This is a genomic window from Neisseria basseii (assembly GCF_962707005.1).
Classification (GTDB): domain Bacteria; phylum Pseudomonadota; class Gammaproteobacteria; order Burkholderiales; family Neisseriaceae; genus Neisseria; species Neisseria bergeri.
Genome location: NZ_CAUIXH010000008.1, coordinates 17,739 through 42,055, shown reverse-complemented (window position 1 = coordinate 42,055; position 24,317 = coordinate 17,739). Strand labels below are relative to the sequence as shown.

The 24,317-nt window shown below is 52.3% G+C and carries 24 protein-coding genes; 12 read left to right on the top strand and 12 right to left on the bottom strand.

All coding sequences use genetic code 11. The annotated features are described in order from the left end of the window. Positions 1 to 4: 4 nt before the first annotated feature. Positions 5 to 424 carry a DUF2251 domain-containing protein gene (locus Q9I99_RS05845; protein WP_301668439.1) on the bottom strand — a complete coding sequence of 140 codons (420 nt, stop codon included), beginning with the start codon at positions 422 to 424 and terminating at the stop codon, positions 5 to 7. Between the two features lie 32 nt (positions 425 to 456). Beyond that, a complete protein-coding gene (cyaY, locus tag Q9I99_RS05840; RefSeq protein ID WP_301668440.1) occupies positions 457 to 780 on the bottom strand; it encodes an iron donor protein CyaY in 324 nt (107 codons plus the stop codon). Between the two features lie 70 nt (positions 781 to 850). Between cyaY and lptM the strand changes: the two genes are divergently transcribed. The 3 genes from lptM (at position 851) to Q9I99_RS05825 (ending at position 2,888) form a co-directional block, all read left to right on the top strand. Then, a complete protein-coding gene (gene lptM, locus Q9I99_RS05835) occupies positions 851 to 1,021 on the top strand; it encodes an LPS translocon maturation chaperone LptM (protein ID WP_301668441.1) in 171 nt (56 codons plus the stop codon). Positions 1,022 to 1,031: 10 nt separating this feature from the next. Then, positions 1,032 to 2,252: a diaminopimelate decarboxylase gene (lysA, locus tag Q9I99_RS05830; protein WP_301668442.1), complete on the top strand. Its 1,221-nt coding sequence runs from the start codon at positions 1,032 to 1,034 to the stop codon at positions 2,250 to 2,252. A 204-nt stretch (positions 2,253 to 2,456) separates the two neighbouring features. Continuing rightward, positions 2,457 to 2,888 (top strand): toxin-antitoxin system YwqK family antitoxin, encoded by a 432-nt coding sequence (locus Q9I99_RS05825; protein WP_301668443.1) that lies wholly within the window; start codon positions 2,457 to 2,459, stop codon positions 2,886 to 2,888. Between the two features lie 50 nt (positions 2,889 to 2,938). On the opposite strand, the gene Q9I99_RS05820 is transcribed toward Q9I99_RS05825, so the two are convergent. The 5 genes from Q9I99_RS05820 to groES form a co-directional block, all read right to left on the bottom strand. After that, positions 2,939 to 3,031, bottom strand: coding sequence for a methionine/alanine import family NSS transporter small subunit (locus tag Q9I99_RS05820; protein WP_010356218.1), 93 nt, complete (start codon positions 3,029 to 3,031; stop codon positions 2,939 to 2,941). Continuing rightward, a complete protein-coding gene (locus tag Q9I99_RS05815) occupies positions 3,028 to 4,563 on the bottom strand; it encodes a sodium-dependent transporter (protein ID WP_301668446.1) in 1,536 nt (511 codons plus the stop codon). Before Q9I99_RS05815 ends, Q9I99_RS05820 begins: the two co-directional genes overlap by 4 nt. Before the next feature lie 1,101 nt (positions 4,564 to 5,664). Next, complete coding sequence (gene groL, locus Q9I99_RS05810; protein ID WP_301668447.1) at positions 5,665 to 7,299, bottom strand: chaperonin GroEL; 1,635 nt, start codon at positions 7,297 to 7,299, stop codon at positions 5,665 to 5,667. Between the two features lie 18 nt (positions 7,300 to 7,317). Continuing rightward, positions 7,318 to 7,560, bottom strand: coding sequence for a hypothetical protein (locus tag Q9I99_RS05805; protein ID WP_301668448.1), 243 nt, complete (start codon positions 7,558 to 7,560; stop codon positions 7,318 to 7,320). Between the two features lie 21 nt (positions 7,561 to 7,581). Further along, entirely contained in the window at positions 7,582 to 7,869 is a 288-nt protein-coding gene (groES, locus tag Q9I99_RS05800) for a co-chaperone GroES (protein WP_219195283.1), read from the bottom strand. Positions 7,870 to 9,141: 1,272 nt separating this feature from the next. Between groES and fetA the strand changes: the two genes are divergently transcribed. The 6 genes from fetA (at position 9,142) to Q9I99_RS05770 (ending at position 16,219) form a co-directional block, all read left to right on the top strand. Further along, positions 9,142 to 11,304, top strand: coding sequence for a TonB-dependent siderophore receptor FetA/FrpB (gene fetA, locus Q9I99_RS05795; RefSeq protein ID WP_301668450.1), 2,163 nt, complete (start codon positions 9,142 to 9,144; stop codon positions 11,302 to 11,304). A 135-nt stretch (positions 11,305 to 11,439) separates the two neighbouring features. Further along, entirely contained in the window at positions 11,440 to 12,399 is a 960-nt protein-coding gene (locus tag Q9I99_RS05790) for a siderophore ABC transporter substrate-binding protein (protein ID WP_301668451.1), read from the top strand. 331 nt (positions 12,400 to 12,730) lie between these two features. Then, complete coding sequence (locus Q9I99_RS05785; RefSeq protein ID WP_301668452.1) at positions 12,731 to 13,699, top strand: ABC transporter permease; 969 nt, start codon at positions 12,731 to 12,733, stop codon at positions 13,697 to 13,699. Further along, entirely contained in the window at positions 13,689 to 14,660 is a 972-nt protein-coding gene (locus Q9I99_RS05780) for an iron chelate uptake ABC transporter family permease subunit (protein ID WP_301668453.1), read from the top strand. The genes Q9I99_RS05785 and Q9I99_RS05780 overlap by 11 nt, the downstream gene beginning before the upstream one ends. A gap of 89 nt (positions 14,661 to 14,749) precedes the next feature. Then, positions 14,750 to 15,376, top strand: a complete 627-nt coding sequence (locus Q9I99_RS05775) for an FmdE family protein (protein ID WP_301668454.1) — start codon at positions 14,750 to 14,752, stop codon at positions 15,374 to 15,376. An 84-nt stretch (positions 15,377 to 15,460) separates the two neighbouring features. Further along, positions 15,461 to 16,219 carry an iron ABC transporter ATP-binding protein gene (locus Q9I99_RS05770; protein WP_301668487.1) on the top strand — a complete coding sequence of 253 codons (759 nt, stop codon included), beginning with the start codon at positions 15,461 to 15,463 and terminating at the stop codon, positions 16,217 to 16,219. Positions 16,220 to 16,251: 32 nt separating this feature from the next. Here Q9I99_RS05770 and Q9I99_RS05765 read toward each other — a convergent pair whose 3' ends face one another. The 3 genes from Q9I99_RS05765 to Q9I99_RS05755 form a co-directional block, all read right to left on the bottom strand. Further along, positions 16,252 to 16,725 (bottom strand): DUF2004 domain-containing protein, encoded by a 474-nt coding sequence (locus tag Q9I99_RS05765; protein WP_003713577.1) that lies wholly within the window; start codon positions 16,723 to 16,725, stop codon positions 16,252 to 16,254. A 94-nt stretch (positions 16,726 to 16,819) separates the two neighbouring features. Further along, a complete protein-coding gene (locus Q9I99_RS05760) occupies positions 16,820 to 17,158 on the bottom strand; it encodes a P-II family nitrogen regulator (protein ID WP_002218119.1) in 339 nt (112 codons plus the stop codon). Between the two features lie 123 nt (positions 17,159 to 17,281). Beyond that, complete coding sequence (locus Q9I99_RS05755) at positions 17,282 to 17,617, bottom strand: hypothetical protein (RefSeq protein ID WP_107819180.1); 336 nt, start codon at positions 17,615 to 17,617, stop codon at positions 17,282 to 17,284. A 223-nt stretch (positions 17,618 to 17,840) separates the two neighbouring features. On the opposite strand from Q9I99_RS05755, the gene purL reads away from it, so the two are divergent. The 3 genes from purL (at position 17,841) to Q9I99_RS05740 (ending at position 22,858) form a co-directional block, all read left to right on the top strand. Further along, complete coding sequence (gene purL / locus Q9I99_RS05750; RefSeq protein ID WP_301668457.1) at positions 17,841 to 21,797, top strand: phosphoribosylformylglycinamidine synthase; 3,957 nt, start codon at positions 17,841 to 17,843, stop codon at positions 21,795 to 21,797. A gap of 92 nt (positions 21,798 to 21,889) precedes the next feature. After that, on the top strand, positions 21,890 to 22,642 hold the full coding sequence (gene gloB / locus Q9I99_RS05745; protein WP_301668458.1) for a hydroxyacylglutathione hydrolase: 753 nt from the start codon (positions 21,890 to 21,892) through the stop codon (positions 22,640 to 22,642). A 15-nt stretch (positions 22,643 to 22,657) separates the two neighbouring features. After that, the gene (locus Q9I99_RS05740; RefSeq protein ID WP_301668460.1) at positions 22,658 to 22,858 is read left to right on the top strand and encodes a hypothetical protein; all 201 of its coding nucleotides are present in this window, start codon (positions 22,658 to 22,660) and stop codon (positions 22,856 to 22,858) included. Between the two features lie 88 nt (positions 22,859 to 22,946). Here the strand turns inward: Q9I99_RS05740 and Q9I99_RS05735 are convergent, their stop codons facing one another. Further along, positions 22,947 to 23,255, bottom strand: a complete 309-nt coding sequence (locus Q9I99_RS05735) for a hypothetical protein (protein ID WP_301668461.1) — start codon at positions 23,253 to 23,255, stop codon at positions 22,947 to 22,949. Between the two features lie 75 nt (positions 23,256 to 23,330). Next, positions 23,331 to 24,125, bottom strand: a complete 795-nt coding sequence (locus Q9I99_RS05730; RefSeq protein WP_301668462.1) for a hypothetical protein — start codon at positions 24,123 to 24,125, stop codon at positions 23,331 to 23,333. Positions 24,126 to 24,317: the final 192 nt, after the last annotated feature.

Here is a 24,317-nt window from a genome sequence, read left to right as displayed (position 1 = left end):
TGGGTTATGTAGGTTCTCGGGATAGGATTTTGTCCAGCAATTCATCGTCCAAGATGCGGTTTTCGACTTTCACCCATTCGCCGCCTGCTTCAGGGAAGCCGTTGCGGCAATATCCTGCCTGTTCGACAAAATCATAGACGGCATGAATGTAGTCGTTGATACACAATGCGGCTATGGTGCAGACATCATCCCATAAAATCAAGACATGATTGGGGATATGTTTGTCGGATACATCTTCGACATTGTAGATGTGCAAGGCATCTAGAATCCCGTCTTGCGAAGCGGCATAGAAGTAGCCTGTGTCGCCGTCGTCTTCAAAGACGACACCATAAGGGATATGTTTGGAAAATGATTCCAAAACTTTAGGCGTGCCGACAGTAAAATTTTCGATTTCGGCAGTCCGATATAGAGATAATTGTGCCATTGGGTAACAATCTTTTTATATCAAAAATTAAATCACAATTCGACAATCTCAACCGTTTCGCCCGAAGCCGCGCTCAGGGCTTCGTTTAAAACATCATAAAAATCGCGGCTGTCGCGCGTTGCCAGCCATTTGCCGTTTTGCTCGGCGAAATGGTAGCCGCCGCTTTTTGCGGCAATCCACAATTCTTGGTTGGGCGTGTGGCGGTTGACGATGATTTGCGTGCCGTCTTCGGCTTCGATGGTCAGTACGTTTCCGGCAAACCGGCAGTCGAAATCCCAGCCGTTTTCGTCGATTTGGTCTTCGATGTGTTCGAACAATGCTTCGCTCGCGCGGATAAACTCGCTTTCGGTCATCATAGCTTTTTGCGTGTTTTTTGTTTAAGATGCCGAATCTTGCCACATTCGCGCTTATGAAGGAAGTTTACCGATGAAATACGGCGTATTTTTTGCGGCGGCAACCGCCCTCCTGCTTTCCGCCTGCGGTTACAAAGGCGACCTCTACCTGCCCAAAGAAGGCGATACGGCGCGTTTCGGCGCAATCCAAACCGGTTTGCAGCTTCAAGGCAAACCGCAATCCGCCCAACCAACCCAAAAATGAAAACGAAAATATGACCCTGTTTTGCGAACAAGTCCCCTACCCCCGCCTTGCCGAAGCATTCGGCACGCCGCTTTATGTGTACAGCCAATCCGCGCTGACCGAAGCATTTGAAAACTATCAAACCGCCTTTGCCGAGCTTTCCCCGCTCGTCTGCTATGCGGTTAAAGCCAATGGCAATCTGAGCATCATCAAACACTTTGCTTCTCTGGGCAGCGGTTTCGACATCGTCTCCGGTGGCGAATTGGCACGCGTTTTGGCGGCAGGCGGCGATGCGGCAAAAACCATATTTTCAGGCGTAGGCAAAAGCGAGGCGGAAATCGAGTTTGCCCTGAATGCGGGCGTGAAATGCTTCAATATGGAAAGCATTCCCGAAATCGACCGCATTCAAAAAGTTGCCGCGCGTTTGGGTAAAACCGCGCCCGTCTCCCTGCGCGTCAACCCCGATGTCGATGCCAAAACCCATCCTTACATCTCCACCGGCCTGAAAGCCAACAAATTCGGCATCGCCTACGCCGACGCGCTCGAAGCCTACCGCCACGCCGCACAACAGCCCAATTTGAAAATCATCGGCATCGACTGTCACATCGGTTCGCAACTGACCGACTTAAGCCCGCTGGTCGAAGCCTGCGAACGCATTTTGATTTTGGTTGACGCGCTTGCCGCCGAAGGCATTGTGTTGGAACACTTGGACTTGGGCGGCGGCGTCGGCATTGTTTACAAAGACGAAAGCGTCCCCGACTTGGGCGCGTATGCCCGGGCGGTTCAAAAACTGATCGGCACACGCCGTCTGAAACTCATCCTCGAACCCGGCCGCAGCTTGGTCGGCAACGCAGGCGCATTGCTGACGCGCGTCGAGTTTGTCAAACACGGCGAAGAGAAAAACTTTGTGATGGTCGATGCGGCGATGAACGATTTGATGCGCCCCGCCCTATACGATGCCTACCACCACATCGAAGCGGTTGAAACCAAAAACATCGCGCCGCTGACCGCCAACATCGTCGGCCCGATTTGTGAAACCGGCGACTTCCTCGGCAAAGACCGCACCATCACCTGCGAAGAAGGCGATTTGCTGCTTATCCGCAGCGCGGGCGCATACGGTGCCAGCATGGCGAGCAATTACAACGCGCGCAACCGTGCGGCGGAAGTGTTGGTTGACGGCGGCGGATACAAACTCATCCGCCGGCGCGAAACCTTGGAACAACAAATGGCAAACGAACTCGCCTGCCTGTAAGCCGAACATCAAAATGCCGTCTGAAGCCTTCAGACGGCATTGCCCGTTTAAAGTTACATCTTAGGGCTGCATCGGCGGAATATTCAAACACAGCCTGTTTTCAAATGACGACGCAACAAATCCCCGTCTCGCCCGGCTGACGAAGGGAATTGTTGAAAAAAATTACGCGCCCCTTTTATGGGGTGCAATATCTAAGGAATTGAAATGAAACACGCCCCGATTATCCTCCTGCTTGCCGCTTTGTCTGCCCTCCTTTCGGCGAGCTGCACCGCCCTTCCCTCCGACCGGCCGCCGCTTCACACCCTGCCGAAAAGCGCGCCCATCCAACCCGCCAACCCATACAGCCGGCCGCCTTCAGGCACGCCGGACGGCGCATTCAGCATCCGCGCCTCAAACGGGCGCGTCTTGAAAAGCATCGTCAAAAACGGCGTGTTCGACCGCTTTGTCGATATTTACCATCCAAACGGCAAACTGCATTCGCACACGCCGGTTGAAAACGGCGTGGCGCAAGGTTGGTCGCAAGGCTATACCGAACAGGGCATATTGCGGACGCGCATCCTGTACCGGGACGGGCATATCGTCCGAGCGCAAACTTTGGATGCGTCGGGCAAGGTGGAACGCGAATGGCAGCCGTAAAACAAATGCCGTCTGAACAGTTCAGACGGCATTTTTAACGCTCTAAAGGCTTACTCTTCCGGCAGCCTTAACAGGGAAAGCAGCAGCCCGCCCCAAATCACCGCGATGGCGGCAACCATCATCACAATGGCGGAAGTACTCATTTTTCTCCTCCTTGTTCATGTTCGTGTTCGTCTTTAACATTAAAATCCTGACCGTGTTTCCAAGGCAGCAGCGACAGCAGCAGCCCGAACACGATTAACGCCGCCGACATCCCCCAGCCGAAAATATTGAGGAAACCATCCGGATAGTCGCCGTAGTTTTTCTCCAACAATCCGGCGGTGTCCTGATACAGCATATAGCCGAGCATCACGACGGTAAACACGACGCAGGCCGTCCACAAGCCGCCGACACGAATGGAGGACAAGGCGTTAAGATGCTTGCGCAACTCCGGCAGCCTGCGAAATACGATAATCGCCAAAACATACAAGAAACCGGATGCCACAATGCCGTAGGTATTGACGAATTTGTCCATCACGTCCAAAACCGGCAGCCCCGTCGCCGTACCAAACAACAGCGTGGAAACAATGCCCATCGGAATGCAGACCAGCAGCGTGGCGTTGACGCGCCCGATGTTCAGTTTGTCCTGAATCGCCGCCACAATCACTTCAAGAATGGAAATCATCGACGTAACGCCGGCGAACACCAGCGAACCGAAAAACAATACGCCGATAAGTGCACCCATGGGAGCCTGATTGATGATGGTCGGAAAAGCGATAAACGCCAAACCGATACCGCTGGAGGCAACTTCATTAACCGCCTGCCCGTTTGCCTGCGCCATAAAGCCCAGTGCGGCAAACACGCCGATACCCGCGAGCAACTCAAAACTGCTGTTGGCAAACCCGACTACCAAGCCCGTGCCGCCCAAATCCGTTTTCTTCTTCAAGTAAGAAGAATAAGTAACCATAATGCCGAAACAGATGGAAAGAGAGAAGAAAATCTGACCATAAGCAGCAACCCAGACCTTGGGGTCGGAGAGCTTCGACCAGTCGGGCGTAAACAGCGCGTCCAAACCTTTTGCCGCGCCCGGCAGCGTCAGCGAAATGCCGACCATAATCAAAAACATCACCAAAAGCAGCGGCATAAAGAACGACGATGCGCCCGCCACGCCCTTTTGCACACCCAAAGCCATAATGACGGAAGTGAAAATCCACACGCCGATCAGCGGACCGACAACTTTGCCGACAAAATCCAAGCCCAACGCGTCCGCGCCCGCCATTTGCAGGAAATCTTTAAAGAAGAAATCCTGCGGATTCGCACCCCAGGCGGCATCGAACGAATAATAGGCATAGCTTGCCGACCAGCCGATAATCACCGCGTAATAGATGCAGATGACGATATTGGTCATCACGTTCCACCAGCCGACCGGCTCAAACCAGCGTCCGAGGCGGCGGAAAGCAAGCGGAGGAGAACCGCGATAACGGTGGCCGATGGCATAATCGAGCAGCAAAAGCGGGATGCCCGCCGTCAGAAGCGCGACCAGATAGGGCAGGATGAATGCGCCGCCGCCGTTGTCGAAAGCAATGTAGGGAAACCGCCAGATGTTGCCCAAGCCGACGGCGGACCCGATGGCGGCAACCATGAACGCGCGGCGGCTGTTGAATGTGGCGCGTTCTTTCGTTTTGGAATCAGACACGTTGATACCTCTTGAATTATTTATTAAAAACAAGCCGTTATAGGAAAACATATATAGAAACAGCGTCTGACAGGGATAATGTCTTCTGAAAAAACAAACCGGCTTGTGGCCGATTGTTTACAATCTATGTGCTTATCGTAAAAAAATTTAACGCCGATGGCAAGCGGTGAAGGCTTGAAAACGAAAAAATTTTTTATCCAAATACAAAAACCACTTCATAAGAAACAACCGCAAACTTCCCCGTCATCCCCACAAAAACAGAAAAACAAAAACAGAAACCTAAAGTTCCGTCATTCCCGCAAAAACAAAAAAACAAAAACCTAAAGTCCCGTCATTCCCGCGCAGGCGGGAATCCAGACCCCCAACGCGGCAGGAGTCTATCGGAAATAACCGAAACCGGACAAACCTAGATTCCCGCTTTCGCGGGAATGACGGCGGAGAGGTACTATTTTTCCGATAAATTCCTATGGTGGAATATTAAATTTCCGATAAATTCCTACAATATTTAAATTCGTCATTCCCGCAACAACAGAAAAACAAAAACAGAAACCTAAAGTCCCGTCATTCCCGCGCAGGCGGGAATCCAGACCTCCAACGCGGCAGGAATCTATTGGAAATAACCGAAACCGGACAAACCTAGATTCCCGCTTTCGCGGGAATGACGGCGGAGAGGTTGCTGTTTTTCCGATAAATTCCTATGGTGGAATATTAAATTTCCGATAAATTCCTACAATATTTAAATTCGTCATTCCCGCAAAAACAGAAAAACAGAAACCTAAAGTCCCGTCATTCCCGCGCAGGCGGGAATCCAGACCCCCAACGCGGCAGGAATCTATCGGAAATAACCGAAACCGGACGAACCTAGATTCCCGCTTTCGCGGGAATGACGGCGGAGAGGTGCTGTTTTTCCGATAAATTCCTGCCGCTCTTCGTTTTTTGGAATGGCGGGAAATAAAACAAAAGCGTGCGTATCAAAAAACAACAATGCAAAGAACGGCGTTGGCAATTTTAAGGTTTGCGCCTTAGCCGCACTTATTCGCAAAAAAAACCGCACGGCGTTGACCGTGCGGTTTGTTGTCTGAAAGCTTCAGACGGCATTTCTTACATCATGCCGCCCATACCACCCATGCCGCCCATGTCAGGCATAGCAGGTTTTTCTTCAGGGGTTTCAGCAATCATGCAATCAGTAGTCAGCATCAGACCGGCGATAGACGCGGCGTGTTGCAGCGCGGAACGGGTTACTTTGGCGGGGTCGAGTACACCCATTTCGATCATGTCGCCGTATTCGCCGGAGCCTGCGTTGTAACCGTAGTTACCTTTGCCTTCCAACACTTTGTTCACCACCACGCTGGGTTCGCCGCCTGCGTTGGCAACGATTTGGCGCAGCGGAGACTCGACGGCGCGCAAGACGATTTGTACGCCTGCGTCTTGGTCGGCATTGCCGGTATGCAGGTTTTCCAAAGCGGCACGGGCGCGCAACAGGGCTACGCCGCCGCCTGCAACCACGCCTTCTTCAACGGCTGCGCGGGTAGCGTGCAGCGCGTCTTCCACGCGGTCTTTTTTCTCTTTCATTTCCACTTCGGTCGCCGCGCCGACTTTGATCACTGCCACACCGCCTGCCAGCTTGGCAACGCGCTCTTGCAGTTTTTCTTTGTCGTAATCGCTGGTTGCGGTTTCGATTTGTTGGCGGATTTCGGCAACACGCGCTTCGATTTGGGCGGCGTCGCCGAAGCCGTCGATGATGGTGGTGTTTTCTTTACCGATTTCGATGCGTTTGGCTTGTCCCAAGTCTTCCAAAGTCGCTTTTTCCAGAGACAGGCCGACTTCTTCGGCAATCACGGTGCCGCCGGTCAGGATGGCGATGTCTTGCAACATGGCTTTGCGGCGGTCGCCGAAGCCAGGGGCTTTAACGGCAACGGTTTTCAGGATGCCGCGGATGTTGTTCACCACCAAAGTCGCCAAGGCTTCGCCTTCTACGTCTTCAGCGATAATCAAGAGCGGACGGCTGGCTTTGGCCACTTGTTCCAAAACAGGCAACAAATCGCGGATATTGCTGATTTTTTTGTCGAACAACAATACAAACGGATTGTCCAGACCGGCGATTTGTTTTTCCGCATCGTTGATGAAGTAAGGAGACAGGTAGCCGCGGTCGAACTGCATACCTTCAACCACGTCCAGCTCGTTTTCCAAAGATTTGCCGTCTTCAACGGTAATCACGCCTTCTTTGCCGACTTTTTCCATCGCTTCGGCGATAATCGCGCCGACTTGTTCGTCGGAGTTGGCAGAAATCGAGCCTACTTGGGCGATTTCTTTGGAAGTATCGCAAGGTTTGGCGATGTTTTTCAGCTCGTCAACCAAAGCGGCAACGGCTTTGTCGATACCGCGTTTCAGGTCGGTCGGGTTCATACCGGCGGTAACGTATTTCATGCCTTCGGCAACGATGGATTGCGCCAATACGGTGGCGGTAGTCGTACCGTCGCCCGCCACGTCGTTGGTTTTGGACGCGACTTCTTTCACCATTTGCGCGCCCATATTTTCAAACTTGTCTTTCAGTTCGATTTCTTTGGCGACGGTTACTCCGTCTTTGGTGATGTGCGGGCCGCCGAATGCGCGGTCAACCACCACGTTGCGGCCTTTGGGGCCCAAGGTTACGCGCACGGCGTTTGCCAAAGTGTTCACGCCGCTGACCATTTTTTGACGGACTTCATTGCCGAACTGTACGTCTTTTGCTGCCATGTTTTATAGCTCCAAAATTTAAGATTGTGAAGATTGAGAAGAATTTAACTGGTCAATAAATTTTTTAATTTTATTAACCAAATCTGTACTATGGGCTAGATTTTGAAAAGTAACAGTTGTGGAATCATATACATTCACTAATAGACCACATGAAAATTCAAATTGTTCAGCATGGTCAATCCGTTTACCAACCCCTCCGCAATCGCGAAGATAAGTCTTCAATAACTCAATTTGTTTGCATTTTAATTGCGCATTAGGCATATAAATTTACTCCTTTTAAAATTATTCCACGATGCCGAAAATATCTTCTTCGCGCATTACCAACAGCTCTTCGCCGTCGGCTTTGACGGTTTGGCCGCTGTATTTGCCGAAGATGATTTTGTCGCCGACTTTGACATCCAGCGGACGGCGGCTGCCGTCTTTGCCGATTTTGCCCGCACCCACGGCGATCACTTCGCCCATATCGGGTTTTTCGGCGGCCGCACCCGGCAAAACGATGCCAGAGGCGGTTTTTTCTTCAGCTTCCAAGCGTTTGACGACGACGCGGTCGTGTAAAGGACGGATGGTCATATCTATGCTCCGATAAAATGGTTTGAAAACAATCATCTGCCCGAACGGTTCGGACAGATTGAAGTGGAAACCGGACAGCCGTCAAGCGGCTGCCCGTATAAGTCGGCAAAATTAGGGTGTGTGCGGGCAAATTCAAGTGAGGCGGAAAAAATTTATTTCCGCCGTTTTTTATAGTGGACTAACAAAAACCAGTACAGCGTTGCCTCGCCTTAGCTCAAAGAGAACGATTCTCTAAGGTGCTGAAGCACCAAGTGAATCGGTTCCGTACTATTTGTACTGTCTGCGGCTTCGTCGCCTTGTCCTGATTTTTGTTAATCCACTATATTTCCCGCTATCCCAAAAACGAAGAGCGGCAGGAATTTATCGGAAAACCAGCAACCTTTCCGCCGTCATTCCCGCGCAGGCGGGAATCTAGGTTCGTTCGGTTTCAGTCATTTCCGATAGATTCCTGCCACGTTAGGGGTTCTAGATTCCCGCTTTCGCGGGAATGACGCGGAAAGGTTGCTTTTCGTCATTCCCACGCAGGCTTCGTCATTCCCGCGCAGGCGGGAATCTAGGTTCGTTCGGTTTCAGTCATTTCCGATAGATTCCTGCCGCGTTAGGGGTTCTAGATTCCCGCTTTCGCGGGAATGACGTGGAAAAGTTGCTTTTCGTCATTCCCGCGCAGGCGGGAATCCAGTCTGTTCGGTTTCGGTTTTTTCCGATAGATTCCTGCCGCGTTAGGGGTTCTAGATTCCCACTTTTGCGGGAATGACACGGAAAAGTTGCTTTTCGTCATTCCCGCGCAGGCCTCGTCATTCCCGCGCAGGCGGGAATCTAGTTTTTTTGAGTTCCAGTTGTTTCTGATAAATTCTTGCAGCTTTGAGTTCCTAGATTCCTGCCGCGTTAGGGGTTCTAGTTTTTTGAGTTCCAGTTGTTTCTGATACATTCTTGCAGCTTTGAGTTCCTAGATTCGTTCGGTTTCAGTCATTTCCGATAGATTCCTGCCGCGTTAGGGGTTCTAGATTCCCGCTTTCGCGGGAAGGACGCGGAAAGGTTGCTTTTCGTCATTCCCGCATTTGTTAATCCACTATATTTCCGCCGTTTTTTACATTTCCGACAAAACCTGTCAACAAAAAACAACACTTCGCAAATAAAAACGATAATCAGCTTTGCAAAAATCCCCCCCCCCCTGTTAATATAAATAAAAATAATTATTAATTATTTTTCTTATCCTGCCAAATCTTAACGGTTTGGATTTACTTCCCTTCATATACTCAAGAGGACGATTGAATGAATACCCCATTGTTCCGTCTCAGCCTGCTCTCGCTCACACTTGCGGCAGGTTTTGCCCACGCGGCAGGCAACGCCAATGTCGCATTGGATACCATTACCGTAAAAGGCGACCGCCAAGGCAGCAAAATCCGTACCAACATCGTTACGCTTCAACAAAAAGACGAAAGCACCGCAACCGATATGCGCGAACTCTTAAAAGAAGAGCCCTCCATCGATTTCGGCGGCGGCAACGGCACGTCCCAACACATGACCTTGCGCGGTATGGGTCAGAACTCGGTGGATATTAAGGTGGACAACGCCTATTCCGACAGCCAAATCCTTTACCACCAAGGCAGATTTATTGTCGATCCCGCTTTGGTTAAAGTCGTTTCCGTACAAAAAGGCGCGGGTTCCGCCTCTGCCGGTATCGGCGCAACCAACGGCGCGATTATCGCCAAAACCGTCGATGCCCAAGACCTGCTCAAAGGCTTGGATAAAAACTGGGGCGTGCGCCTCAGCAGCGGCTATGCCTCTAATGACGGCGTAAACTACGGCGCAAGCGTATTCGGAAAAGAGGGCAACTTCGACGGTTTGTTCTCTTACAACCGCAACGATGAAAAAGATTACGAAGCAGGTAAAGGCTACAAAAGTCCCAACGGCGGCAAAACCGTACCTTACAGCGCACTGGACAAACGCAGCTACCTCGCCAAAATCGGAACAACCTTCGGCGACGGCGACCACCGCATCGTGTTGAGCCACATGAAAGACCAGCACCGGGGCATCCGTACTGTGCGTGAAGAGTTTACAATCTTCGAGTCCGACCCTGCAAAAGACAGGCAGAAACCCTCATACCGTGAAACTACCCAATCCAACACCAACTTGGAGTACACGGGTAAAAACCTGGGCTTTGTCGAAAAACTGAACGCCAACGCCTATGTGTTGGAAAACGAACGCTATTCCGCCGATGACAGCGGCAGCGGTTACGCAGGCAATGTAAAAGGTCCTAACCATACCCGAATTGCCACTCATGGTGCGAACTTCAACTTCGACAGCCGCCTTGCCGAACAAACCCTGTTGAAATACGGTATCAACTACCGCCATCAGGAAATCAAACCTCAAGCATTTTTGAACGGCGAATTTAAGATCTCCGATAAGAAACCAGACCCAAGCAATCCCAAAAAAGAAATAGATAAGACCGATGAAGAAAAAGCGAAAGACAAGAAAGATATGGATTTTGTCCATTCCTACAAACTGTCTAATCCGACCAAAACCGATACCGGCGCGTATATCGAAGCCATTCACGAAATTAACGGCTTTACCCTGACCGGCGGACTGCGTTACGACCGCTTCAAGGTGAAAACCCACGACGGCAAAACCGTTTCAAGCAGCAACCTTAACCCGAGTTTCGGTGTAATTTGGCAGCCGCACGAATACTGGAGCTTCAGCGCAAGCCACAACTACGCCAGCCGCAGCCCGCGCCTGTATGACGCGCTGCAAACCCACGGTAAACGCGGCATCATCTCGATTGCCGACGGCACAAAAGCCGAACGCGCACGAAATACCGAAATCGGCTTCAACTACAACGACGGCACGTTTGCCGCAAACGGCAGCTACTTCTGGCAGACCATCAAAGACGCGCTTGCCAATCCGCAAAACCGCCACGACTCTGTCGCCGTCCGTGAAGCCGTTAACGCCGGTTACATCAAAAACCACGGTTACGAATTGGGCGCATCCTACCGCACCGGCAGCTTGACTGCCAAAGTCGGCGTAAGCTACAGCAAACCGCGCTTTTACGATACGCACAAAGACAAGCTGTTGAGCGCGAACCCTGAATTTGGCGCACAAGTCGGTCGCACTTGGACAGCCTCCCTTGCCTACCGCTTCAAAAACCCGAATCTGGAAATCGGCTGGCGCGGCCGTTATGTTCAAAAAGCTGAGGGTTCGATATTGGTGGCAGGTCAAAAAGGTCGCGACGGCAAACTGGAAAACGTTGTACGCCAAGGTTTCGGTGTGAACGATGTCTTCGCCAACTGGAAACCGCTGGGCAAAGACACGCTCAATGTCAATCTTTCAGTCAACAACGTGTTTAACAAGTTCTACTATCCGCACAGCCAACGCTGGACCAATACCCTGCCGGGTACCGGACGTGATGTACGCTTGGGTGTGAACTACAAGTTCTAAAAACATAGTGTAAAATCCGGATGCCGTCTGAAACCCGTTTGGCGTTGAAGGCGGCATTCGGATATTGCAGGTCGGATATTAATGCCCGGCCTGTCTTGCCTGCATCCTCGAATCCCACAACAGAGAAATTATCCTATGTTACGTTTAACTGCTTTAGCCGTATGCTGCGCCCTTGCTTTGGGTGCGTGTTCTCCGAAAGATTCCGCTTCAAACCAAAACGCGCAAACCGCTCCTGCCGCCCAAACCGAAGGCGCGTCCCTGACCGTCAAAACGGCGCGCGGCGATGCGAACGTGCCGCAAAATCCGGAGCGTATCGCCGTTTACGATTTGGGTATGCTCGATACTTTAAACAAATTGGGCGTGAAAACAGGTTTGTCCGTCGACACAAACCGCCTGCCCTACTTGGACGAATATTTCAAATCCACGAAACCTGCCGGCACGCTGTTCGAGCCGGATTACGAAGCACTTAACGCTTACAAACCGCAGCTCATCATCATCGGCAGCCGCGCAGCCAAAGCGTTTGACAAATTGAACGAAATCGCGCCGACCATCGAAATGACCGCCGATACCGCCAACCTCAAAGAAAGTGCCAAAGAGCGTATCGACGCGCTGGCGCAAATCTTCGGCAAACAGGCGGAAGCCGACAAGCTGAAGGCGGAAATCGATGCGTCTTTTGAAGCCGCGAAAACTGCCGCGCAAGGCAAAGGCAAAGGTTTGGTGATTTTGGTCAACGGCGGCAAGATGTCCGCCTTCGGCCCGTCTTCACGACTGGGCGGCTGGCTGCACAAAGACATCGGCGTTCCCGCTGTCGATGAATCAATTAAAGAAGGCAGCCACGGCCAGCCTATCAGCTTTGAATACCTGAAAGAGAAAAATCCCGACTGGCTGTTTGTCCTTGACCGCAGCGCGGCCATCGGCGAAGAGGGGCAGGCGGCGAAAGATGTGTTGAACAATCCGCTGGTCGCTGAAACGAATGCCTGGAAAAAAGGACAGGTGGTTTACCTTGTTCCTGAAACCTATTTGGCGGCCGGTGGCGCGCAAGAGCTGCTGAATGCAAGCAAACAGGTTGCCGACGCTTTTAACGCGGCAAAATAATGAAACGGCGGCATTCGATGCCGTCTGAAACACGGATGCAAACCGCTTCCTGTGTTCCAGACGGCATTGCCCGATACGGGCGTTATCTCGGGAATGGCGGCAAGCGTTTTTATAGTGGATTAACAAAAATCAGGACAAGGCGACGAAGCCGCAGACAGTACAAATAGTACGGCAAGGCGAGGCAACGCCGTACTGGTTTTTGTTAATCCACTATATTGGAACTTGCCCTATCCTCTGCCCGATACGGAGGCTTCAAACAAGGCTTTCCGCTCCGACGGTTCGGACTGCCTTGTTTGAATCTTCTACGCCTTAACGCTTTTCCCTTCTGTTTATGACTGCCAAACCTTTTTCCCTCAACCTGACCAACCTCCTGCTGCTGGCGGTATTGTTTGCCGTCAGCCTGTCGGTGGGCGTTGCCGATTTCCGCTGGTCTGATGTGTTTTCTCTATCCGACAGCCAGCAGGTTATGTTCATCAGCCGCCTGCCGCGCACATTCGCCATCGTGCTGACGGGCGCGTCTATGGCGGTGGCGGGGATGATTATGCAGATTTTGATGCGTAACCGTTTTGTCGAACCTTCTATGGTGGGCGCAAGCCAAAGTGCGGCTTTGGGTTTGCTGTTGATGTCCTTGCTGTTGCCGGCTGCGCCGCTGCTGGCAAAAATGTCGGTTGCCGCCGTTGCCGCGCTGATCGGGATGTTGGTCTTTATGCTGCTGATCCGCCGCCTGCCGCCGACGGCGCAGCTGATGGTGCCGCTGGTGGGGATGATTTTCGGCGGCGTGGTTGAGGCAGTGGCGACGTTTGTCGCGTATGAGTTTGAGATGCTGCAAATGCTGGGCGTGTGGCAGCAGGGCGATTTTTCCGGCGTGTTGCTCGGGCGGTATGAGCTGTTGTGGGCAACTGGGGTTTTGGCTTTGTTTGCCTATTTGATTGCCGACCGGCTGACGATTTTGGGTTTGGGCGAAACGGTGAGCGTGAACTTGGGGCTGAACCGGACGGCGATTCTGTGGTCGGGGCTGATTATTGTGGCGCTGATTACGTCTTTGGTGGTCGTAACGGTCGGCAATATTCCGTTTATCGGGCTGGTCGTGCCGAACATCATCAGCCGCCTGATAGGCGACAGGCTGCGCCAAAGCCTGCCTGCGGTGGCCTTGCTGGGCGCGTCTTTGGTTTTATTGTGCGATATTGTCGGACGCGTGATTGTGTTTCCGTTTGAAATTCCGGTCTCTACGGTTTTTGGTGTGTTGGGTACGGCGTTGTTTTTGTGGCTTTTATTAAGGAAACCTGCTCATGCCGTCTGAAAAAAATATCGGTTTTATGGCAGGAAGCAGCCGTCCGTTGTGGGTTGCCTTTGCGCTGTTGCTGGTTTCCTGCGTCCTGTTTATGACGCTCAACGTCAAAGGCGATTGGGACTTTGTACTGCACCTACGTCTGACCAAACTTGCCGCACTGCTGATGGTCGCCTATGCGGTCGGCGTTTCCACCCAGCTTTTTCAAACGCTGACCAACAATCCGATTCTGACCCCTTCGATTTTGGGTTTCGATTCGCTGTATGTGTTTTTGCAGACTTTGCTGGTGTTTACGCTCGGCGGTGTGGGCTATGCTTCCCTGCCGTTGACGGGCAAATTCGGCTTTGAACTGGTCGTCATGATGGGCGGCTCGCTGCTGCTGTTCTACACGCTCATCAAACAGGGCGGACGCGATTTGTCGCGCATGATTTTAATCGGCGTGATTTTCGGGATTTTGTTCCGCAGCCTGTCGTCGCTGCTTTCGCGCATGATCGATCCCGAAGAATTTACGGCGGCGCAGGCGAATATGTTTGCCGGTTTCAATACCGTCCACAGCGAGCTTTTGGGCATAGGCGCGCTGATTCTGATTGTCAGCGCGGCGGTCGTTTGGCGCGAACGCTACCGCTTGGACGTACACCTTTTGGGGCGCGACCAAGCCGTCAATTTGGGCATCAGCTACACGCGCAACACCTTATGGATACTGCTTTGGATTGCCGCATTGGTGGCGACGGCGACCGCCGTTGTCGGTCCGGTAAGCTTTTTCGGGCTTCTCGCCGCCTCGCTTGCCAACCATTTTTCCCCGTCGGTCAAACATTCCGTCCGCCTGCCCATGACTTTTTGTGTCGGCGGCATCCTGTTGGTCGGTGGGCAAACCGTGTTCGAACACTTCCTCGGCATGCAGGCCGTATTGAGCGTGGTCGTTGAATTTGCAGGCGGATTGGTATTTTTATATTTGGTGTTGAAAAAGAAATAAATTAAACGTGTCCAAACACTCGCAAAAATTAAATTCAGGCCGTCTGAAACCTTCAGACGGCCTAAGCAAACCCATAAAGGACAACCCTCATGACACAAGAACGCCTCCCTTCATTCTTCGATGACGCCCCGACCATTACCGTCCAAGACGCATTGGCCGACTTCCTCGGCGCGGCCGAAAACGGCATCCTCACTTACCGCTACGCCGATGCCGTGCGCCTGTGCGGCCACTCCTGTCCGACCGTCGCCGGTGCCTACCTGATGGTCGTCAAAGGACTCAAAGCCCTTTACGGCGCAGAGCTGCCGCAACGCGGCGACATCGAAGCCTTTATGCAGGGCGGACGAGACGAAGGCACGACCGGCGTTACCGCGTCCGTCGTCCAGCTCCTGACCGGCGCGGCACCCGAAACCGGCTTTGGCGGCGTAGGCCCGGCCGGACGCTTTGCCCGCCGCAACCTCTTATCCTTTGGTGCAGGCGAAATCAACGGCACACTGACCCTGCGCCGCAAAGACAACGGCAAAACCGTCGCCGTCGGCCTCAACGCCGCCCTCCAACCCTTCGCACCCGAAATGCGCGAACTCATGCCCAAAGCCGTCGGCGGCAGCGCGAGCGCAGAAGAACTCGAACGCTTCGGACAACTCTGGCAGGCGCGCGTTAAAGCATTTTTGACCGAATCGGCGGACGACCCGCAGTTCGTCATCGTCCGCGAAGTGTGAGCGTTCAGACGGCATTCCGAATTTCAAATGCCGTCTGAACCACCGCCAAACATACAACAAACCTACGCCCGAAAAGCATCCGCCATGATTACCATCCGCAACGTCAGCTACCGCATCGGCACACGCCCCATCCTCGACAACGTCAGCCTCGACATCCCCGAAGGCGGCATTACCGCCCTCGTCGGCCCCAACGGTGCGGGCAAATCCACCCTGTTTTCCTTTATGGCGCGGCTGCGCCCGCTTGAAAGCGGCAGCATCGCCTACCGAGGCAAAAACCTTGCCGACACCCCCACCGCCGAACTCGCCAAAACCCTGTCCATCCTCACCCAAGAAAACAGCATCATGAGCCGCATCACCGTGCGCGACCTGCTGATGTTCGGACGTTACCCCTACCATCAAGGCAGACCGACTACCGAATGCCGCCGTATCGTTAACGGCGCAATCGAAGAATTCCACCTGCAGGACCTCTCCGACCGCTATCTGACCGAACTCTCCGGCGGACAACGCCAACGCGCCATGATTGCGATGGTGTTCTGCCAAAGCACCGACTACGTCCTTTTGGACGAACCGCTGAACAACCTCGATATGTATCACGCCCGCTCGCTCATGCAGATTCTGCAAAAGCTCACGCGCGAACACAAACGCACCACCGTCGCCGTATTGCACGACATCAACCAGGCCGCCGCCTACGCCGACCACGTCGTCGCCATGAAAAACGGCCAAGTCGCCCTGACCGGCACGCCCGAAGAAGTGTTCACCGTACACAACATCAAAGAACTGTTCGACATGGACGTGGACGTACTCGACTACGAAGGCAAAAAACTCATCGTCCACCACATCTGAAGCTCAAAAAGAAAATGCCGTCTGAAAAGGGGCTAACTTTCCCAGTCGATGCCGCATATGCCGCCGTCGGCGAACAGTTTGACGGCCAGTATTTCGTCGCTTTTTTCTCGGTCTATCATGTAGTCCATCACAATCGAGTCGCAGTCTGGCAGTTCCTCCGTCCATAAAGAGATGCTCTCCAAACGCATGGCGCGGGCAAATTCTTCGGGGTTGTCGGGGTAGTCCGCATCTTCTATTTCAGTGATGTGGAAATTCAAATATTCGCCGTCTTCGGTTAAATATTCGGCAATGGCAGCGCGGGCCATTTTGTCCGCTTCTTCCAAACGCGCTAAAAACGCGGCGAATGCGTCTAATTTTTCGGCAGTCAGTTCATCGTCGCCGCCAGTCCATAAACAAACTTCGACGGTATCGCCGTTGACAGGCAGCTCGCGTTCCCAGCAAACGTCCGGTCCGTTTTCCGGGCTTCCTGCCGATAAGGTTTCAAAATAAGGATGTGAAACAGGCATAATTGGTTTTCCTTGAATTATTGGCGGGGTGGTGTTTTCCTGCCGTCTGAAAAGGGGTATTCCGCGTTTCAGACGGCATTTCCATTCCAAACGCTCAAACCGCCGCGTCCGAACGTTCACCCGTGCGGATACGGATTGCCTCCTCGACCGGCAGCACAAAAATCTTGCCGTCGCCGATTTTGCCCGAACGCGCCACCTCGACAATCACGTCAATCGCGCGTTCCACAGCGTCATCCGCCAACACCAGCTCGATTTTGACCTTGGGCAGGAAATCGACGGCGTATTCCGCGCCGCGGTAAATCTCCGTATGCCCCTTCTGCCTGCCGAACCCTTTGACCTCGCTGACGGTCATGCCCGTGATGCCGATTTCCGTCAACGCCTCGCGCACGTCGTCGAGTTTGAACGGTTTGACAATCGCCTCGATTTTTTTCATGATTGTTCCTTTAGGATTCCATATTTGCATCTACGGAAATTCTTGAGTCGACATCCTGCGGGGATTACTGTCCGATAAAACAATGTGTTTGACATGCAAAACATACATATCAATGCTTCGTTGCTAAAATTGTTCGATTATAAACATTACAAAAGAAACAGCAGCCAAAAAGACGAAAATCCATGTCCAATACCGGTTGCGCAGAAAAAACAAGCTTGAGTTGTCTCTCACGCCGATTATTTCTCCTGTTTCATTGTCAGTATAGGTTTTTACTTTATCGGAAATAAACCACTTACTAAAGAAGTAGTTGCAAAGTGCAGCAATACAAAGGCTTAACATAAAAACGAAATTTGAGGAAATTGCATCTTTCAACCAATCTCCCAAGGCAAAACCACAGATAACTCCGATAATCAGAGACAAAACAACCAAAAGCCCCTTCCCACTCCAAACAATAAACATTGCATAACTCCTTCTTAGCTTGTCCAAACAATTTCAAAAGCGGACGCGATTTTACTATATTCCAGAATATAAATCACATTTCTCAGAACGCGACTGACATGACAAAGGTTTTTACATTGATTGTATTTGTAAAATTGTAAACATTTTTTCGCTTACACGCGCTAACGAAACCGTCCTTTTCGCGTATAATGACATTTTCCCAACCGCATTTGAGAGCCGAATTATGTCTGTTGTGTTGCCCTTGCGCGGCGTTACCGCCCTTTCCGATTTCCGTGTTGAAAAACTCTTGCAAAAAGCCGCCGCACTCGGTCTGCCCGAAGTCAAATTAAGCAGCGAATTTTGGTATTTCGTCGGCAGCGAGAAAGCATTGGATGCCGCGACTGTCGAAAAACTGCAAGCCTTGTTGGCGGCGCAAAGCGTTGAACAAACGCCAAAAGCGCGCGAGGGCTTGCATTTATTTTTGGTAACGCCCCGTTTGGGTACGATTTCGCCGTGGGCTTCCAAGGCGACCAATATCGCGGAAAACTGCGGTTTGGCAGGCATCGAACGCATCGAACGCGGCATGGCGGTGTGGCTGGAAGGTCGTCTGAATGATGAACAGAAACAACAATGGGCGGCGTTGCTGCACGACCGCATGACCGAATCCGTATTGCCCGATTTTCAGACGGTCGCCAAATTATTCCACCATCTCGAATCCGAAACCTTCTCCACCGTCGATGTTTTGGGCGGCGGTAAAGAGGCTTTGGTCAAAGCCAATACCGAAACGGGTTTGGCACTCTCCGCCGACGAAATCGATTATCTGGTTGAAAATTATCAGGCTTTGCAGCGCAATCTGTCTGATGTGGAGCTGATGATGTTCGCGCAGGCAAACAGCGAGCACTGCCGCCACAAAATCTTCAACGCCGATTTCATCCTCAACGGCGAAAGACAGCCGAAATCGCTCTTCGGCATGATACGCGACACGCACAACGCGCATCCCGAAGGTACGGTCGTTGCTTATAAAGACAATTCGTCCGTGATCGAAGGCGCGAAAATCGAGCGTTTCTATCCGAATGCGGCGGAAAACCAAGGCTACCGTTTCCACGAAGAAGACACGCACATCATCATGAAAGTGGAAACGCACAACCACCCGACCGCCATCGCGCCGTTTGCGGGCGCGGCAACAGGCGCGGGCGGCGAAATCCGCGACGAAGGCGCAACGGGCAAAGGTTCGCGTCCGAAAGCAGGCTTGACCGGCTTTACCGTGTCCAACCTCAACATCCCCGACCTCAAACAGCCGTGGGAACAAGACTACGGCAAGCCGGAACATATTTCCTCGCCGCTGGACATCATGATTGAAGGCCCCATCGGCGGCGCGGCGTTCAACAACGAATTCGGCCGCCCGAACCTCTTGGGCTACTTCCGCACTTTTGAAGAGAAGTTTGACGGTCAGATTCGCGGCTACCACAAACCGATTATGATTGCCGGCGGCTTGGGCAGCATTCAGGCGCAGCAGACGCATAAAGACGAAATCCCCGAAGGCGCGTTGCTGATCCAACTGGGCGGCCCGGGTATGCTTATCGGCTTGGGCGGCGGCGCGGCTTCTTCGATGGATACCGGCACAAACGACGCGTCTTTGGACTTCAACTCCGTGCAACGCGGCAACCCTGAAATCGAACGCCGCGCGCAGGAAGTCATCGACCGCTGCTGGCAGCTTGGCGACAAAAACCCGATTATCTCCATCCACGACGTCGGCGCGGGCGGTCTGTCCAACGCCTTCCCCGAACTGGTCAACGATGCCGGACGCGGCGCGGTATTCAAGCTGCGCGAAGTGCCGTTGGAAGAACACGGTTTAACGCCTTTGCAAATCTGGTGCAACGAATCGCAAGAGCGTTATGTGTTGTCGATTTTGGAAAAAGATTTGGACACCTTCCGCACCATCTGCGAACGCGAACGCTGCCCGTTTGCCGTAGTCGGCACGGCGACCGATGACGGCCATTTGAAAGTGCGCGACGATTTGTTCGCCAACAACCCTGTCGATTTGCCGTTGAACGTTTTGCTCGGCAAACCGCCCAAAACCACGCGTACCGACAAAACGGTTACGCCGTCTAAAAAACCGTTTCACGCGGGCAATATCGACATCACCGAAGCCGCCTACCGCGTTTTGCGCCTGCCTGCCGTAGCCTCCAAAAACTTCCTGATTACCATCGGCGACCGCAGCGTCGGCGGCATGACCCACCGCGACCAAATGGCCGGCAAATACCAAACCCCCGTAGCCGACTGCGCCGTTACCATGATGGGTTTCAACACCTATCGCGGCGAAGCGATGTCTATGGGCGAAAAACCGACCGTCGCCCTGTTTGACGCGCCCGCCTCGGGCAGAATGTGCATCGGCGAAGCCATCACCAACATCGCGGCGGTCAATATCGGCGACATCGGCAACATCAAACTCTCCGCCAACTGGATGGCGGCGTGCGGCAACGAAGGCGAAGACGAAAAACTCTACCGCACCGTCGAAGCGGTTTCTAAAGCCTGTCAGGCATTGGATTTGAGCATTCCCGTGGGCAAAGACAGCCTGTCGATGAAAACCGTTTGGCAGGACGGCGAAGAGAAAAAATCCGTCGTTTCGCCGTTGAGCCTGATTATCTCCGCGTTCGCGCCTGTCAAAGACGTGCGCAAAACCGTTACGCCCGAATTGAAAAACGTCGAAGACAGCGTATTGCTGTTTATCGATTTGGGCTTCGGCAAAGCGCGTATGGGCGGCTCGGCGTTCGGTCAGGTGTACAACAACATAAGCGGCGATGCGCCCGATTTGGACGACACAGGCCGTCTGAAAGCGTTTTACAACGTGATTCAACAGCTTGTCGCCGAAGACAAACTTTTGGCATACCACGACCGCAGCGACGGCGGCTTGTTTGCGACGCTGGCGGAAATGGCGTTTGCGGGGCGATGCGGTATCAGTGCCGATATAGATTGCCTGATGGATAAATTCCTGCCGATTCATCACCCGGATTTCCAAGGCGACCCGGCCGAGGACTTATCTGACGAACTTTATAATCATGCCGCCATTAAAATCTTATTCAATGAAGAATTAGGTGCGGTTATCCAAATCCGCCAACAAGATAGGGATTATATTGATGCGGCATTTAAAGCAGCTAACTTAATCGATGCAGTAAGCTGGATTGGCTCTCCTGATTTTGACAATGAATCTATTTCTTTCTTTGGATACGGTTATTTCCTAGAACAAACCCGAGCCGACCTGCAACGCGCATGGCAGGAAACTTCTCACGCCATCCAAAAACTGCGCGACAACCCCGCCTGCGCCGACAGCGAGTTCGCACTGATTGGTGACAACGAACGCAGCGCATTGTTTGCCGACGTGAAATTTGATGTAAACGAAGACATCGCCGCGCCTTTCGTCAACAGCGGCGCGAAACCCAAAATCGCCATCCTGCGCGAACAGGGCGTGAACGGACAAATCGAAATGGCCGCCGCCTTCACCCGCGCCGGATTCGATGCCTACGACGTACATATGTCCGATTTAATGGCAGGTCGCGTCCGCCTTGCCGACTTCAAAATGCTGGCAGCGTGCGGCGGTTTCAGCTACGGCGACGTACTCGGCGCGGGCGAAGGCTGGGCGAAATCCATCCTGTTCCATCCCACCTTGCGCGACCAGTTCGCCGCCTTCTTCGCCGACCCGGACACGCTGACATTGGGCGTGTGCAACGGCTGCCAAATGGTCAGCAACCTTGCCGAGATTATCCCGGGCACGGCAGGCTGGCCGAAGTTCAAACGCAACTTGAGCGAACAGTTTGAAGCGCGCCTGAGTATGGTTCACGTCCCCAAATCCGCGTCGCTGATTCTGAACGAAATACAAGGCTCCAGCCTGCCTGTAGTGGTCAGCCACGGCGAAGGCCGCGCCGATTTCGCACTTCACGGCGGCAATATTTCCGCCGATTTGGGCATCGCGCTGCAATATGTGGACGGTCAAAACCAGGTTACCCAAACCTATCCGCTCAACCCCAACGGCTCGCCGCAGGGCATCGCCGGCGTTACCAACGCCGACGGCCGCGTTATCATTATGATGCCCCACCCCGAACGCGTGTACCGCGCCGCGCAAATGAGCTGGAAACCGGAAGGCTGGACGGAACTGTCCGGCTGGTACCGCCTCTTCGCCGGCGCAAGAAAGGCTTTGGGTTAACCGCCCCGCGAACCGATGCCGTCTGAAAGGTCTTTCAGACGGCATTCCGGCATACCATCCTTTAAACGGTATCCGTCCACCGAGGAACACTCATGAAAATCACACCCGTCAAAGCCTTGACCGACAACTACATCTGGATGATACAGGAAGGCAACCATGCCGTCTGCGTCGACCCCTCCGACCCCACACCCGTATTGGAATTCCTCGTCCGCAACCGCCTCATGCTCGCCCAGACCTGGGTAACGCACCCCCACCCCGACCACAAGGGCGGTGCTGCCGCACTGTGGCGCGGCTACATGGAATCGCCCGTTTACGGTGAAACCGACATCGAAGCCGCCACCCACACCGTAACCGCAGGCACCCAATTTACCTTCGGCGAAGGGTTAATCACCGTTTGGGCAACCCCGGGCCATACCGACCGCCACATCAGCTACCTCATGGAAACTTCAGACGGCATACACGTCTTTTGCGGCGACACCCTGTTTTCCGCCGGCTGCGGACGCGTGTTCACCGGTACGGTCGAACAGCTTTACGACAGCTTCCAACGGTTCAACCAATTACCCGAAGGCACCCTGTTCTACCCGGCGCACGAATACACCGCCGCCAACCTGCGTTTTGCCGCCCATATCGAGCCGGACAACGCCGACATTCAGACGGCACTGAAAGCGGCGGAACACACGCCCACCCTGCCCGTTACCCTCGCGCACGAACGCCGCGTCAACCCGTTTTTGCGGACAGAAATCCCCGCCGTCCGCCAACGTGCCGAAACCCTGACGGGTCAAACCTTAAACAACGGTTTGGCGGTCTTCTCCGCCCTGCGCGAACTGAAAAACGCCTACCGCTGACCTGCCCTCCGAAAAATGCCGTCTGAAACCCACGTTTCAGACGGCATTTGCGTTAAAAGATGGAAATCTTTGAACGTTTGGGTGGATAACCTGTATTCGGACAGTGATTACTCTGATGACGTGATGCAGACTATCTTTAAGGATGGCAAATTGTTGGTGGAAGACAATTTCCAAACACTGCGTGAACGTGCGGTTGAGGATATTCGAGAACACTGATTGATTTGGTGTGAAAAAGGAGACCTGTGATGGGTCTCCTTTTAAATTGAAATGAAAGCAAAAACCGCCTTTGATAGGCGGTTTAAAATTAGTGTCTAAATAATCTGCCAGTCTCTCTAATACGCTGGCGCATCAGATTGTTTTTCATTGGCGAAAAAAAGTAAGGCTCACCGTTCGGTTGATAACCACTTGCTACTGTTTGTTCAGATACACAACCGACACCTCTTGTGCAGTAGACCCATTTTCCATCTTGGCGGGTTACATAATTGTTTGCCCTGTCACTCCACAAGTGGAACTCTTTATATTGCGGTTCTGCTTGTCTTTGATGATTGGGTTTGGCAAAGACAGGGGACACAGCCAACACACAAACAGCAAGAACGAAAACTTTCTTCAACATGATTTTCTCCAAAATTCATTTTCAATGCGATTATTATACTTATTTTTTCGTGCCATGCACGATTTTGTGAAGATGTCAAATCATTGTTGGTCGGTTAGTGTTGTTTTGTTGACCAACATTTTGTTCTTGTGCATTTTGTTGTGCTGCACTCATATCAAGTGCTGTAGTATTTACCATTTGTTCATTGGATAACGGCATACCGGTTAATTGGCTTTCATGTGCCAATGCTCTTCGTGATAGCTCCAAATCAGGAGATAAAACAATCGCATACTGCGCACCAATTGGGTTGTTTCGATACTCTTTTAGTTCAATACCATTATGTGCCGACTGTGTAAGCAATTGCATTACTTTGTCAGCACCTGCTACCTGAAACAATGAAGCACCAAAATTTTTTGGCGGTTTTTGCGACATGTCATTTTTAAACTGTTGATATTTTTCCGGACTCAATATTTGTTGTAATTGTTTATCAATTAACTCTCGCCCCTCTCTTGATTTGTACGCAATTTCCAGCGCCGCGCCTTGAATTGCAAAACTTTGTTTTTGCTCTTCAGAAAGGTTGTGCCCTTGAAATAATGGCTCGTACTCATGTCTAAGTTTAGGAATCAAATCGTTAAATTGTTTTTGTAATTCCGGCGGCATACGTCTAATGGCAGCATAACGCATCTCCAATAATTCACTGTCTACATTTTCATCTGCATTGCGCTCCATATTGCCGAAAACTTCATTTGCTTCACGACGGAACTTCTCGTCCCCCAACAACAATAAGGTCAACACTTGTTGCAACTGGCGCTCTGCATTCGCGTGTTTCAATGTATCTTCAATAGCGTGTTTCAAGGTTTCCACGTTATTTTTTGTCACACCTTCCCACATGCGTTTTTCGGCTTTCTGTTTTTTCGCCTTGTCTTCCTCGTATTCCTCTTCAAATAGTAAACCGTTCCAAAAAGGAGTAGAATAGTGCCGTTTCCAACCCTGCGCCTGTACCGTCAGGCTTTTATTATGGACCTTCCCAGTTCGTTTTTACTGAACGCCCCTTCCGATTCCAAACGACAATAACCATCCCGC

What these genes read in the sequence shown, in the direction of transcription:
- lysA (WP_301668442.1), top strand. Translation starts at nt 1,032, where the DNA reads ATGACCCTGTTTTGCGAACAAGTCCCCTACCCCCGCCTTGCCGAAGCA.
- Q9I99_RS05735 (WP_301668461.1), bottom strand. Translation starts at nt 23,255, where the DNA reads ATGTTGAAGAAAGTTTTCGTTCTTGCTGTTTGTGTGTTGGCTGTGTCC.
- Q9I99_RS05780 (WP_301668453.1), top strand. Translation starts at nt 13,689, where the DNA reads ATGCCGTCTGAAAAAAATATCGGTTTTATGGCAGGAAGCAGCCGTCCG.
- cyaY (WP_301668440.1), bottom strand. Translation starts at nt 780, where the DNA reads ATGATGACCGAAAGCGAGTTTATCCGCGCGAGCGAAGCATTGTTCGAA.
- Q9I99_RS05775 (WP_301668454.1), top strand. Translation starts at nt 14,750, where the DNA reads ATGACACAAGAACGCCTCCCTTCATTCTTCGATGACGCCCCGACCATT.
- Q9I99_RS05740 (WP_301668460.1), top strand. Translation starts at nt 22,658, where the DNA reads ATGCCGTCTGAAACCCACGTTTCAGACGGCATTTGCGTTAAAAGATGG.
- groES (WP_219195283.1), bottom strand. Translation starts at nt 7,869, where the DNA reads ATGACCATCCGTCCTTTACACGACCGCGTCGTCGTCAAACGCTTGGAA.
- gloB (WP_301668458.1), top strand. Translation starts at nt 21,890, where the DNA reads ATGAAAATCACACCCGTCAAAGCCTTGACCGACAACTACATCTGGATG.
- Q9I99_RS05765 (WP_003713577.1), bottom strand. Translation starts at nt 16,725, where the DNA reads ATGCCTGTTTCACATCCTTATTTTGAAACCTTATCGGCAGGAAGCCCG.
- purL (WP_301668457.1), top strand. Translation starts at nt 17,841, where the DNA reads ATGTCTGTTGTGTTGCCCTTGCGCGGCGTTACCGCCCTTTCCGATTTC.
- Q9I99_RS05825 (WP_301668443.1), top strand. Translation starts at nt 2,457, where the DNA reads ATGAAACACGCCCCGATTATCCTCCTGCTTGCCGCTTTGTCTGCCCTC.
- Q9I99_RS05755 (WP_107819180.1), bottom strand. Translation starts at nt 17,617, where the DNA reads ATGTTTATTGTTTGGAGTGGGAAGGGGCTTTTGGTTGTTTTGTCTCTG.
- Q9I99_RS05845 (WP_301668439.1), bottom strand. Translation starts at nt 424, where the DNA reads ATGGCACAATTATCTCTATATCGGACTGCCGAAATCGAAAATTTTACT.
- Q9I99_RS05760 (WP_002218119.1), bottom strand. Translation starts at nt 17,158, where the DNA reads ATGAAAAAAATCGAGGCGATTGTCAAACCGTTCAAACTCGACGACGTG.
- Q9I99_RS05790 (WP_301668451.1), top strand. Translation starts at nt 11,440, where the DNA reads ATGTTACGTTTAACTGCTTTAGCCGTATGCTGCGCCCTTGCTTTGGGT.
- Q9I99_RS05785 (WP_301668452.1), top strand. Translation starts at nt 12,731, where the DNA reads ATGACTGCCAAACCTTTTTCCCTCAACCTGACCAACCTCCTGCTGCTG.
- fetA (WP_301668450.1), top strand. Translation starts at nt 9,142, where the DNA reads ATGAATACCCCATTGTTCCGTCTCAGCCTGCTCTCGCTCACACTTGCG.
- Q9I99_RS05820 (WP_010356218.1), bottom strand. Translation starts at nt 3,031, where the DNA reads ATGAGTACTTCCGCCATTGTGATGATGGTTGCCGCCATCGCGGTGATT.
- lptM (WP_301668441.1), top strand. Translation starts at nt 851, where the DNA reads ATGAAATACGGCGTATTTTTTGCGGCGGCAACCGCCCTCCTGCTTTCC.
- groL (WP_301668447.1), bottom strand. Translation starts at nt 7,299, where the DNA reads ATGGCAGCAAAAGACGTACAGTTCGGCAATGAAGTCCGTCAAAAAATG.
- Q9I99_RS05805 (WP_301668448.1), bottom strand. Translation starts at nt 7,560, where the DNA reads ATGCCTAATGCGCAATTAAAATGCAAACAAATTGAGTTATTGAAGACT.
- Q9I99_RS05730 (WP_301668462.1), bottom strand. Translation starts at nt 24,125, where the DNA reads ATGTGGGAAGGTGTGACAAAAAATAACGTGGAAACCTTGAAACACGCT.
- Q9I99_RS05770 (WP_301668487.1), top strand. Translation starts at nt 15,461, where the DNA reads ATGATTACCATCCGCAACGTCAGCTACCGCATCGGCACACGCCCCATC.